Source organism: Flavobacterium anhuiense (assembly GCF_004151235.1).
In the GTDB taxonomy this organism is placed as follows: Bacteria; Bacteroidota; Bacteroidia; order Flavobacteriales; family Flavobacteriaceae; genus Flavobacterium; species Flavobacterium anhuiense_A.
The window spans coordinates 19,092-31,692 of the sequence record NZ_JUIV01000014.1 but is presented as its reverse complement, the minus strand read 5'-3'; the positions used below and the strand labels follow the sequence as shown (position 1 = coordinate 31,692).

General features: G+C 35.6%; 11 protein-coding genes. 7 read left to right on the top strand and 4 right to left on the bottom strand.

Going from position 1 to position 12,601, the window contains the following annotated elements:
* Nucleotides 1–6: 6 nt before the first annotated feature.
* The 3 genes from NU08_RS16110 (at nt 7) to NU08_RS16100 (ending at nt 1,895) form a co-directional block, all read left to right on the top strand.
* Complete coding sequence (locus NU08_RS16110) at nt 7–669, top strand: Imm19 family immunity protein (protein ID WP_129748142.1); 663 nt, start codon at nt 7–9, stop codon at nt 667–669.
* A gap of 128 nt (nt 670–797) precedes the next feature.
* Complete coding sequence (locus NU08_RS16105; RefSeq protein WP_129748141.1) at nt 798–1,274, top strand: TlpA family protein disulfide reductase; 477 nt, start codon at nt 798–800, stop codon at nt 1,272–1,274.
* Nucleotides 1,275–1,280: 6 nt separating this feature from the next.
* Nucleotides 1,281–1,895, top strand: a complete 615-nt coding sequence (locus NU08_RS16100; protein ID WP_129748140.1) for a thioredoxin family protein — start codon at nt 1,281–1,283, stop codon at nt 1,893–1,895.
* Between the two features lie 138 nt (nt 1,896–2,033).
* Here the strand turns inward: NU08_RS16100 and NU08_RS16095 are convergent, their stop codons facing one another.
* The 4 genes from NU08_RS16095 to NU08_RS16080 form a co-directional block, all read right to left on the bottom strand.
* The gene (locus tag NU08_RS16095; RefSeq protein ID WP_129748139.1) at nt 2,034–3,263 is read right to left on the bottom strand and encodes a PQQ-dependent sugar dehydrogenase; all 1,230 of its coding nucleotides are present in this window, start codon (nt 3,261–3,263) and stop codon (nt 2,034–2,036) included.
* A gap of 350 nt (nt 3,264–3,613) precedes the next feature.
* On the bottom strand, nt 3,614–3,907 hold the full coding sequence (locus tag NU08_RS16090; RefSeq protein WP_129748138.1) for a DUF3861 domain-containing protein: 294 nt from the start codon (nt 3,905–3,907) through the stop codon (nt 3,614–3,616).
* 18 nt (nt 3,908–3,925) lie between these two features.
* On the bottom strand, nt 3,926–4,657 hold the full coding sequence (locus NU08_RS16085) for a LytR/AlgR family response regulator transcription factor (protein ID WP_129748137.1): 732 nt from the start codon (nt 4,655–4,657) through the stop codon (nt 3,926–3,928).
* A complete protein-coding gene (locus NU08_RS16080; protein WP_129748136.1) occupies nt 4,654–5,700 on the bottom strand; it encodes a sensor histidine kinase in 1,047 nt (348 codons plus the stop codon). The genes NU08_RS16085 and NU08_RS16080 overlap by 4 nt, the downstream gene beginning before the upstream one ends.
* Before the next feature lie 265 nt (nt 5,701–5,965).
* On the opposite strand from NU08_RS16080, the gene NU08_RS16075 reads away from it, so the two are divergent.
* From NU08_RS16075 to NU08_RS16060, 4 genes are all read left to right on the top strand, one after another.
* Nucleotides 5,966–7,120 carry an efflux RND transporter periplasmic adaptor subunit gene (locus NU08_RS16075; protein WP_129748135.1) on the top strand — a complete coding sequence of 385 codons (1,155 nt, stop codon included), beginning with the start codon at nt 5,966–5,968 and terminating at the stop codon, nt 7,118–7,120.
* 5 nt (nt 7,121–7,125) lie between these two features.
* Complete coding sequence (locus NU08_RS16070) at nt 7,126–10,296, top strand: efflux RND transporter permease subunit (RefSeq protein ID WP_129748134.1); 3,171 nt, start codon at nt 7,126–7,128, stop codon at nt 10,294–10,296.
* An 18-nt stretch (nt 10,297–10,314) separates the two neighbouring features.
* The gene (locus NU08_RS16065) at nt 10,315–11,721 is read left to right on the top strand and encodes an efflux transporter outer membrane subunit (protein ID WP_129748133.1); all 1,407 of its coding nucleotides are present in this window, start codon (nt 10,315–10,317) and stop codon (nt 11,719–11,721) included.
* A 405-nt stretch (nt 11,722–12,126) separates the two neighbouring features.
* The gene (locus NU08_RS16060) at nt 12,127–12,600 is read left to right on the top strand and encodes a hypothetical protein (protein ID WP_129748132.1); all 474 of its coding nucleotides are present in this window, start codon (nt 12,127–12,129) and stop codon (nt 12,598–12,600) included.
* Nucleotide 12,601: the final 1 nt, after the last annotated feature.

Genomic DNA, 12,601 nt, shown 5'->3' with positions numbered 1-12,601 from the left:
ATTGTTATGAATAAACAAATACAAATTGAAGAGCTCAGTAATAACACTTTTTTCTGGAAGTATTATTTCTGCTGGTCACGCGGTTATGATGAAAAAGAAGAACTCAATATCGATGAGGTTCTAGAAGTTGTACAAATTAATGAAACTGAAGCCTACGAGTGGGAATGGAAGTTTTTCAATCAGAGTGATATAGAAGAGAATCCAAGATATGTTGCTGGCAAAATAAATGATGATTTAAACTATGCTGTTGAATTTGCCGAATACGAAATCAATTTTTTTCTGAATGATATTTACATTGGCAATCTGGGCGGACATTTTGAAGCTTGGTTTTTTACTTTGGATGAATTATTGGCTTTTGAAAAATATCCAAATCTGTTTCTTCTTTTTCTTCCAATGACAGGAATACAAGAAAATGAAACAGCTATTTTAAAACCCATAGTTGTAAAACATTTAAATGCAATTCCAAAGTTTGAAACACATTCAGAATATATTTCAGATTGTATTTTGAACGGATTAGTGATGCAATCTCCATTTCTAGAAATAAACGACATTGGATTGACCAATACCGAAAATCACAGCGTAAGAAACATAACAGATTACCCACGTTACAAAGAAGATGTAGCAGTATTGAATAAAATTTTAGTTTCTTTTATAAATGAGCAGCTATAGTAAACTTTGTTACTTTGCAACTCTGAACCTTTGTTTCTTAAAACACTCATTAAACTTTCATTAACAAAAAGTAAGATTTCATTATTTTATATTTGTAAGACACAAATTAATCCTAAAGCATTCTTCTCATGAAAATAAAGCCTTTTTTCTATATATTTTTATTCGGTATTATTTCGGTTTCGGCGTATAGTCAGAATGTGAAACTGATTAATATCAATCAGCTTAATGAGAGAATCAAAAACGGAAAAGACAGCACTTATGTCGTGAATTTTTGGGCAACATGGTGTGCGCCATGCATAAAAGAATTACCGCATTTTGAGAAATTGGGAGCAGAACACAAATCAGAAAAACTGGCTGTTTTATTGGTAAGTTTAGATTTTAAATCGAAACTAGAATCAAATGTAATTCCGTTTGTGAAAAGGAAGAATTTAAAGAATGAAGTCTTTTTGTTAAATGAAAGCAGTCCACAAGAATTTATTGATAGAATTGATCCAAGCTGGTCGGGAAGTATTCCAGCAACGCTTTTCATCAAAGGAGATAAAAGAAAATTTGTCGAAAGCGAATTTACCTATGAACAATTATTAACTGAATATAAAAAACTGTAAACCATTATGAAGAAAATAATCTTATTACTAGCATTAGCATTTTCTGCTTTTCTATCTCACGCACAAAATGCAGTTACACTTAAAGCGGGCGATGCGGCTCCAGATTTCAAACTGAAAAATGTAGACAACAAAGAAGTTTCTTTCGGAACTTTTAAAGATGCAAAAGGATATATTGTAGTTTTTACGTGCAATACATGTCCGTACGCAATTGGATATGAGCAAAGAATTATCGATTTGGATAAAAAATTCAAATCGCAAGGATATCCAGTAATTGCCATTAATCCAAATGATCCAGAAGCTTCTACGGCTGACACTTTTGCTAAAATGCAAGATTTAGCAAAAGACAAAAAATACTCTTTCCCATATTTATTTGATCCGGGACAAAAAATTACCGATGAGTACGGAGCAAAACGTACGCCTCATATTTTTATCGTTTCTAAAACTGCAAAAGGAAATGTTGTAGAATATGTTGGAGCAATAGATAATGATCCAGAAGGAAATAATCCGCAGAAAATAAAATATGCTGAAGATGTAATCGCATCATTAAAAATCGGACAGAAACCAGCAATTACTCAAACTAAAGAAATTGGCTGTACAGTAAAAAGAAAAGCAAAAGCTTAATTTTTTGTTTCAGGTTTCAAGTTTTAAGTTCCAAGTTAAACGCAACGGAATAAAACCTGAAACTAAAAAAAACAAAATCTTAAAAACACAAACGCCCCATATTTGGGGCGTTTTTTTGGCATGTATAGATGAACAAGTTTACTTTTTATCTATTTTATAAAGTCTTCCTTGATCGGTAACGGCGTATAATGCTTCATCTTTTCCTTGTGTAATATCTCTAAATCTTTGTCCTTCGCCAGCCAATAATCTTTCTTCTCCAACCACTTTATTGTCTTTAAAAGCTAAGCGTACAATATGCATACCGCTTAAAGCGCCTATGAATAAATTATTTTCCCATTCTGGAATTCGTTTTCCAGCGTAAAATGTCATTCCGCTTGGCGAAACTACAGGATCCCAGTAATAAACAGGCTGTTCCATTCCGGTTTGCTGCGTAATACCTTCTCCAATTTTCGTACCACTATATTCAATTCCATAAGTAATTGTTGGCCAGCCGTAATTTGCTCCAGCTTTAATTCGGTTAATTTCGTCACCGCCTCTTGGACCGTGTTCGCTTTGCCATAATTCGCCTGTTGTCGGATGCATAGCCAATCCCTGCGGGTTTCTGTGGCCAATAGTATAAAGTTCTGGCAAAGCTCCCGTTTGTGTAAAAGTAGGATTTCCAGGCGCAGCTTGTCCGCTTGTTGTAATATGAACAATTTTACCCAAACTGCTCGTTACAGCTTGTGCTAACGGACGAGTTTCTATTACTGATCTTTCGCCAATGCTTACAAATAAATTTCCAGTTTTGTCAAATAAAACTCGACCGCCGTAATGTAGTGTGCTTGCGTTTGGCGTATTCGAACGATAAATTACGGTTGTATTTTCAATCGCTTTTTCGTCGTCAGAAATTCTTCCTTTCGCTACAGCGGTAATATTTCCGCCAGCAACAACTTCAGAGAAAACCCAGTAAATCATACGGTTTGTAGCATATGCAGGATCAAGACAAATTCCAAGCAATCCGCCTTGGTTATCTGGATTAACAGCCGGAACACCAGTTAAGGCATTGCTGATAACACCAGCTTGAGTTACTATTTTAATTTTTCCAGCTTTTTCAGTTACAAGCAAACGTCCGTCAGGAAGATAAGCAACTCCCCAAGGAGCGCTTAAGCCGTTGGTGATAACTTTAGATTCAATTTCGGTGGTAGTTTGAATGCTTCCTGCGCGTGTCTGTCCTGAAAATGCAGGCTGATAAGTGGTGTTTGGTGTTCCTGTTTCTACAGGTGGTCCTGTTGGTCCTGGATCTGTGCCTCCATCTGTATTGTCGTTATTAGAGCAACTGCCTAAAACAAGAATTCCGGCAAGAAGAAAAATACTTTTTTGAATTATCATAATGCTTTCATTTTAATGGTTAAAATTAAATTTTTGCATTATCGAACATTTCGAAAGAGAAGATTTAAGATAGAGGTTTGTTAATTATGAAATGGTCAGTTTCGAACAAACTCTTATTTTCAATTAAGAATGCCTAAATGCTTATGCCATTTTATGTGAAGCAGCAGAATTTCAAAAAAGAGAAATCAAACTTCTTTTTGGAAAAAGCATTTAGTGGGACATGCCTAATTGGAACGGGAAATTGTTATAAAATATTGCCAGTAAGTATTGGATTGTCTTCTTCTTAGCAGAAATTTAACATTCAATATTTTAAAACAAATAAGGCTGAAGCCTTATTTTTAAAGGAGGTTTTAAAGACTCTTTAATTTTTTCATGAAGACGGGAAAAACTTCATTTAATTCGTCAAAAAGAGGGTTTTTGCGATTTTTAATTTTGATTTCACTGAATAATTTTAATCCTAAAGCAAATTGAGTCGCTTCTGAATCATTTGCAAAAATGTTCTTTTGTTTGATTTTTTCTATGATACCGAAAATCTCATCGTGATTGTCAAATTCAATTCCTAGTTCTTTTGCAGGTTCGGTTTCACCATTTGCATATTCCTTAAGACTTAAAGTAAGGTAATATTTGTTTGATCTTTTTTCCATGATTTTGTATTCTAAAATTTATTTAAGCCATTTGTCGACCAATATTTTAAAGGCTTCTTTATATTGCTCTCCAACTGTGATTTCTATTTTGTCAATAAAAATGGAGCTTTTGCTGATGGCGCTTATTTTATCTAATGAAATAATGAAAGAGCGATGCACACGCATAAATTTTGATGAAGGCAATTTTTCTTCTAAGGCCTTCAGCGAAATTAGAGACATCAAGGCTTTTTGAGAATCTTCTAGATGCACTTTTACATAATCTTTAAGACTTTCAATGTATGTGATGTCTTTCAATGAAATTCGCACCCATTGATATTCAACTTTCAAAAAGATAAACTCATCATCTGCGGCGATAGTAGTAAAATTATTATTGGCTTCTTCCGACAGTTGTAAAACTTTGCTTGAAGCGCGTAAAAACTCTTCGTAGCTGAAAGGCTTTAGAAGGTAATCTACGGCATTTACTTTATAACCTTCGATTGCATAATGATTATAGGCAGTTGTAAATATAATTTTGGGTAGTGGTCCCGCCTGATCCTGTATTAATCTTGCCAGTTCCATTCCGCTTAAATTGGGCATATTGATATCTAAGAAAACTAAATCGGGTTTTGTTTCTCTGATAAGCCCCATGGCATCAACAGCGTTGTCGCAAGTAGAAATTAATTCTAAAAACGGAGTCTGCTGTATAAAGGTCTCTACCAATTTTAAAGCCAATGGTTCATCATCTACTGCTATACATTTTAATACTGTCATTGCTCTAAATTTATTTTCAACTTAATTTTATATGTTCCGTGATCGGTAACTCCAAAAGAAATATAGTGATGATTCGGATAAATCAACTGCAATCTTCTTTTGGTGTTGGTCAAACCAATTCCGCCTACATCAGAAACTGCTGTTTTTTCAAAATAAGTGTTTTCTACTTCAAATTCCAGATTGCTTCCATTTTGTGTAAGCTTGATGTAAATCTCACTTTTATCAGTGGCATGAACGCCGTGTTTAAAAGCATTTTCTACTAAAGGTAGTAATAACATTGGAACAATAGGATAATCGTGTATTTTTTCAGGAATATCGGTTGTGATCGTCAGTTTGCTGTTGGCACGAAGTTTCATTAACGCAATGAAATCTCTCATAAATTCAGCTTCTTTCAGTAATGTTGTTTTTTCTTCTGTGCTGTAAAGCAAATAACGCATCATACGGCTTAAGGTGTGGAGCGCGTTTCGAGAATCCTCAATATCAGTGTAAGTAAGAGAATAGATGCTATTAAGCGAATTAAAGAAAAAATGCGGATTGATTTGTGCTTTCAGCATGGCTAACTCAGCCACTGTTTTATCTTGTTCTAATTTCTGTTTATGCTGTGCCGCTTTCTGCCAATGCTGTAACATTGCCCAACTGGTGCTTATTCCAAGAACCAATAATGTCAAAGTAAAAACGTAATTGTCAAAATAGGGGTTTTTGTATTTTTTAAAACCAATTGCCTTCATAATCTGATTATGAAGATCGGTTTGCGAGGTGTAGAAATATGCAATTAGCTGCATGGCAATGACAGCTGCAAATGCCCAAAGTAAGAAAGGGGAAGTATTGTCTTTTATGATGGTTTTTGGAACTATAATTTTTGCTGTAGAATAAAACAGAACCATTAGTAAAAATAGTACGATGCTCTGCCAAAGCCAGAATGCTTGCGGAAGCACAACATTCCAAGTCAGTGGAATATAAAACAGCATCAGATATCCTAATAAAGACCAGCCAAGAATGTGCAGCCCGGTAAATAAATAGGGTCTAAAAATATTCGGTGTCATTAATTTGTTGGTTTATTTGGACAATATTACATTTTATTTGAATACAATTTTTTAGCAATCGCCAAACCCCGAATCAGAGTCTCTAAAAAGCATTTTAGAGCCGATAAGATAAAAATTAAACACTTGTTTAATATTTAAAAAAAATCCATCGGTTCTCATCTTGCCTTTATCGATTGTTATTTGCTCTTCGTCTATTTGAAAAATTTCGTGTGTTATATTTTATTTCTTTTGTTGGCATATAATCGATAATTACACATTTTTTACAATGAATAAGCCATCATTTTTAAGCATCCTTGCAGCATCACTTATTATCGCTTCTTGCGGTAAAAATGATAAATCGGCTCAGGCCGGAGGTGCACCGCAGATTAAAGAATATAAGACTGTGATTTTACAGCCAGAATCAGCTACATTAAACAGCGATTTTCCTGCTAGTATTCAAGGACAGCAAAACATAGAAATCCGCCCAAGGGTAGAAGGCTACATAGACAAAATTTTTGTTGATGAAGGAGCTGTAGTAAAAGCTGGACAGCCATTATTTAAAATCAGTGCTCCAGAATATGAACAGCAAGTTCGTACAGCTGCCGCAAGCATTAAAAGCGCTCAGGCAGATGTAAGCTCTGCTAAATTGGCTGTTAACAAAGTAAGACCTTTGGTCGAAAAAGGAATTATCAGTAAATATGATTTAGAATCTGCTCAATATACATATGAATCTGCTGTAGCATCTTTAGCTCAGGCCAATGCAGCTTTAGTAAATGCTAAAGTTAATTTAGGATATACTACCGTTACCAGTCCAGTAAATGGAGTTGTAGGTTCAATTCCGTTTCGTTTAGGTAGTTTGGTAAGTTCTAATACTGCAGAACCTTTAACAACAGTTTCAAGTATTGGAAATGTGTACGCTTATTTTGCAATGAATGAGAAAACTTTACTGAATTTCACAAAGGATGCAGGCGCTTCATTAAACCAAAAACTGAAAAGCATGCCAGCAGTTTCTTTATTGCTTTCAGATGGTTCAACTTATGACCAAAAAGGAAATATTGAAACCGTAAACGGATTAATCAATACAGAAACAGGAACTGTAAACGTTAGAGCGCGTTTTCCAAATCCAAAAGGAATTATCAGAAGCGGAAGCAGCACAACGGTTAGAATTCCAAAAGAAGTAAAAGACGGCATTATTATTCCGCAAAGCGCAACGTTTGAACTTCAGGATAAAATGTTCGCAGTAGTTTTAGGAAAAGATGGTAAAACAAAAAATGCCAATATCACTGTACTTGAAAATACAGCTGGAAATTATTACGTGGTAACAAGCGGTTTGCAAGCAGGTGACCAAATCGTATTAGAAGGGGTAGCTTCTCTAAAAGAAGGAACTGAAATTAAAGCCCAAAAACAAAGTCCGGAAACAGTTTACGCCGATTTAAAATAAAAGAAATGTTTAAAAGATTTATACAAAGACCCGTACTCTCAACGGTAATATCTGTTATTATCGTCATTTTAGGTGTTTTAGGCCTAATTGAGTTACCGATTTCTCAATATCCCGATATTGCACCGCCAACTGTAAACGTTGCGGCAAGTTATACTGGAGCCAATGCCGATGTGGTACTGAAAAGTATCGTGATTCCGCTGGAAGAGCAGATTAATGGTGTAGAAAACATGACTTACATGACTTCTACAGCAACAAATGATGGTAACGCTTCAATCAAGGTTTTCTTTAAAGTAGGTACAAATCCTGACTTAGCAGCGGTAAACGTTCAGAACAGGGTTTCTAGAGCAACAAGTTTATTGCCAGTAGAGGTAACTCAGGCTGGGGTTACGGTAACTAAAAGCCAGAGTAGTAACTTATTGATTTTCTCTTTATACAGTGATGATAAAGCATACGATCAGACGTTTCTTCAAAACTATGCAAAAATTAACCTTGTACCGCAAATCCAGCGTGTAGTTGGAGTAGGAGATGTAACGGTTTTTGGTGCAAAAGATTACTCTATGAGAATCTGGCTGAAACCAGATATAATGCAGCAGTATAAACTGATTCCGAGTGATATTTCGGCAGCTTTGGCAGAGCAGAACATCGAGGCAGCGCCAGGTAAATTTGGTGAAAACGGAAATCAGGCTTTTCAATATGTAATTAAATACAAAGGACGTTTAACAAGCGCTCAGGAATTTGAGAATATTGTTATAAAATCGGTTGGAAACGGACAAATGCTAAGACTTAAAGATGTAGCTAAAGTAGAGTTAGGATCTTTAAGTTATTCTTCAACTATCAAAACAAACGGTGTAGAATCGGCAGCGATGGCAATTAGCCAGACTCCTGGATCAAATGCGCGTGACGTAATCATCAATTCTAAAAAGCTGATTGAAGAAGCGGCTAAAAGTTTTCCAAAAGGAATGAAATACACCATTATGGTGGACGTTAACGAGAACTTGGATGCTTCTATCGAAAAAGTAATTCATACTTTGGTTGAAGCTTTTATATTGGTTTTTATCGTAGTATTTATTTTCCTTCAAGATTTTAGATCGACATTAATTCCAGCGATTGCAGTTCCGGTTGCGATTGTAGGTACGTTTTTCTTCCTAAATTTATTCGGATTCACGATTAACTTATTGACGCTTTTTGCGATGGTGCTCGCCATTGGTATTGTGGTCGATGATGCAATTGTCGTCGTCGAGGCCGTACACGCTAAACTGGATCACGGATATAAATCGGCTAAAAAAGCGACTATTCACGCAATGGACGAAATTTCGGGAGCGATTATTTCGATTACATTGGTAATGGCTGCGGTATTTATTCCCGTAACCTTTATTACAGGATCTACAGGAGTTTTCTACAAACAGTTTGGTATTACACTGGCTGTGGCGATTATTCTTTCTGCAGTAAACGCCTTGACTTTGAGTCCGGCTTTATGTGCACTTTTATTGAAACCACATGCTGACGATCATAAACATAAAAGTTATTTACAGCGTTTTTATACTTCATTTAACGTTGCATTTGATAATGTTACGGCAAGATATAAACGTTCGGTGAGTTTTCTTTCTGCAAAAAAATGGATTGCATTAGCTTCAATTTTAATTGCTGGTGTGGCATTGGTTTATATGATGAAAACAACGCCATCTGCTTTCGTGCCTTCAGAAGATCAAGGAACTGTATTTGCTAACATTAGTTTACCGCCATCAGCTTCAATGGAGCGTTCTGATATTATTGCTAAAAGAGTAGATAGTATTGCGAAAACCATTCCGGGAGTTAAAAATACGCTTCGTATTGTCGGACAAAACTTTACTGCTGGAGCAGGTAGTGCTTACAGTATGGTTATTGTAAAACTGTATCCATGGGATCAGCGTGATCTTAGTGTTGATGATGTAATCGGACAGCTTTTTGCTAAAACAAGCGGTATTCGTGAAGCTAATATTTTCTTCATTTCGCCTCCAACTATTCAAGGTTTTGGACAAAGTGGTGGATTTGAATTCCAATTACAGGATAAAGGTGGACATACAACAGCTGAATTCTATAAAGTGAATAACGAATTCTTAACAAAATTATCTGAACGTCCAGAAATTCAATATGCGACAACGCCATTCAACCCTGGTTTCCCTCAGTATATGATGGATATTAATTTAGCGAAAGCGAAAGATGCAGGAGTTTCGGTAAATACGATTCTGTCAACCATGCAAGGATATTATGGTGGATTATACGCTTCAAATTTCAATAAATTCGGGAAACAATACCGTGTAATGGTTCAAGCAGCTCCAGAATTTAGAACGAATACGGAAGGATTGAATAAGATTTTCGTTCGAAATAGTGCAGGAAATATGGCACCAATTACAGAGTTTGTAAAAATGACAAGAGTTTTTGGACCAGAATCGATTTCGAGATTTAACTTATTTACCTCAATTTCGATTACAGGAGCACCAAAACCTGGTTACAGTTCTGGAGATGCCATTAAGGCAATTCAAGAAGTGGCTGCAGAAAATCTTCCTGCAGGTTATGGTTATGAATTTTCTGGATTAACACGTGAGGAATTAGCGTCGGGTGGTGAAACGATTTTCATTTTCATTTTATGTTTGGTATTCGTTTACTTCCTTTTAAGTGCACAATATGAGAGTTACATTCTGCCTTTTGCGGTATTATTCTCAATTCCGTTTGGATTAGCTGGAGCGTATCTGTTCTCAATTATTTTCAAATTGAATAGTAATATTTACCTGCAGATTTCCTTAATCATGCTGATCGGACTTCTTGCGAAGAATGGTATTTTGATTGTCGAATTTGCTTTGGACAGAAGAAGAAAAGGACTTCCGATTGTGCAAGCAGCAATTGATGGAGCAGTAGCACGTTTACGTCCAATTTTGATGACTTCGTTTGCCTTTATTTTAGGATTGGTTCCATTAATGTTTGCTTCTGGAGCGGGAGCTGTAGGAAATAGATCGATTGGTACAGGAGCCGTTGGAGGTATGTTAATCGGAACAATTTTAGGAGTATTTGTTATTCCGGTTCTGTTTATCATTTTCCAGACTTTACAAGAAAAAGTAAGCGGTCCGGCAAAAGATGGCTATGATGATGACGATGACGATGAAGACGAAATTCATTTAATAGAAGCTCACAAAGAGTAAAATTTAATTACAACGAAAATGACGAATAGTTCAAATAAATATATTTTACTGGTAATGACAGCCGCACTTATTAGTGCGTGCTCTGTTACCAAGAAATACGAACGTCCCACGACATTAAAAACAGATCAATTGTATCGCGATCAGTCTGAAACCGATTCTACGACAATTGCAGATATGCCTTGGAATACTGTTTTTAAAGATGAAAAACTGAATGCTTTAATTCAAAAAGGATTAGATCAGAACCTGAATCTAAAAAATGCAATTGAGAATATTGTTCAGGCAAGAGCTTCTCTGCGTCAGAGCAAATTGGCTTATTATCCAAGTTTGCAATTAGATGCTAATGTAACCCATAACAAACAATCTCAGGCAGGGTTGAACTTTCCAGCAGGAATCAACATCAATACTTTGACAACGACTTATAAATTAGGCGTAAGCACTTCGTGGGAAATTGATGTTTGGGGAAAATTAAGCAGTTCCAAAAGAGCTGCTTTAGCGACATATTTAGCTTCTGATGCAGCAAAACAGGCTGTTCAGACACAATTGATTGCTGATATTGCAAATAATTATTTCTTGCTTTTAGCATACGATAAGCAATTAGAAATTACAGAACAGACTTTAAAAACCCGTATTGAAAATGTAGAAACGATTAAAGCTTTAAAAGAAGGTGCAATCGTAACAGGAGCAGCTGTTGTTCAGAGTGAGGCTAATCAGCATGCGGCTGAAGTTTTAATTCCAGATTTGAAGCAAAACATTCGTGAAACCGAAAACGCAATAAATATTTTGCTAGGACAAGCTCCTGGACCAATTGATAGAGGTGTTTTAGGAACACAGATTATTCCTGAGAAAATTGCAATCGGAATGCCTGCCCAGCTATTAAATAATCGTCCTGATGTTCGTCAAGCGGAATTCAATTTCAGAGTGGCTTTTGAGTCGACAAATTTGGCAAAAACGTATTTCTATCCAAGTTTGACACTTACGGCAAGCACAGGATTTTCAAATTTAGAGTTAAACGATTTCTTCAGCCATTCGATATTTTATTCAATTATTGGAGGATTAACACAGCCGTTATTCAATAATGGCCTTAATAAAATGAGATTGACAACAGCTCAGTCGCAACAATTGCAAGCCTACAATAATTTCCAACAAAGTCTTTTAGTGGCAGGTCAGGAAGTTTCAAATGCGTTGTATTCGTATGAAATGGCTGTTGAGAAAGAAGATTCGAGAGCAAAACAGATTGCAGCTTTAGAAAAAGCAGTAGATTTTACTCAAGAACTGTTAGAATATAGTTCGGCAACCAATTATACAGATGTATTAACATCACAACAAAATCTTTTGGCCGCACAGTTAAGTGGAGTAGCCGATAATCTGCAAAAATTGCAAGCTGTTATTAATCTGTACAGAGCTTTAGGCGGTGGGTGGAGATAGGTTTTATTTCTTAAAATGAAACGTTTGCCGCTGCAATTAGGTCTTTGGTCTAAAATATGTTTCAAATTGTTGCAATGTTTTTACTTTTGAATCATTCAAATGAAGATATTGAGAGTTAGTAGCCGTTCCACATAGATCATACTAGTTCAGTATAATCCCTACAAAACATGACAATAAAACGCCTCAGAAATGAGGCGTTTTTCTTTTCATCAATATTTCTACCTTTTTTTCAGCTATTAATCTTTTTATATCGACCAGCAGAATAAGAAAGAGATAAAATACATCGACTAAAAACCGCTATTCGTCGATTTGTTTACTAAATTTATATACTGGATGCTTAAATATTAGATTCTGGCATCAATTTCGATTAATACCTACTAAAATTAACATTTAAATTCTAAAGACATGAAAAAGTTAGTATTTGCCTCTGTGCTTTTTATGAGTGTATTTTTTACTCAAGCGCAAGTTTCAGTAAATGTAAATATTGGTACCCCTCCAAATTGGGGACCACAAGGATATGATAATAGCAGATATTATTATTTGCCTGACATTGACGTATATTATGATATAAATCAAAGCGTATTTATTTACGACAACAGCGGAAAATGGATGCGTGAAAGAAGACTTCCTTCAAGATATAGAAATTATGATTTATACTCAGGTTATAAAGTGGTTTTGACCGATTATAGAGGAGATGCACCTTATAAGTACCATAAAAAACACAGAGCGGAATATCCGAAAGGTTACCACGGAAAACCTCAGAAAAACAGAGGTGAAAAACCGAAAGGCAACAACGGAAACCACTACGGAAATGATAAAGGAAACAAAGGAAATAAGTCAGACAAGAACCACGATCACGGTAATGGCAAACACCATTAAT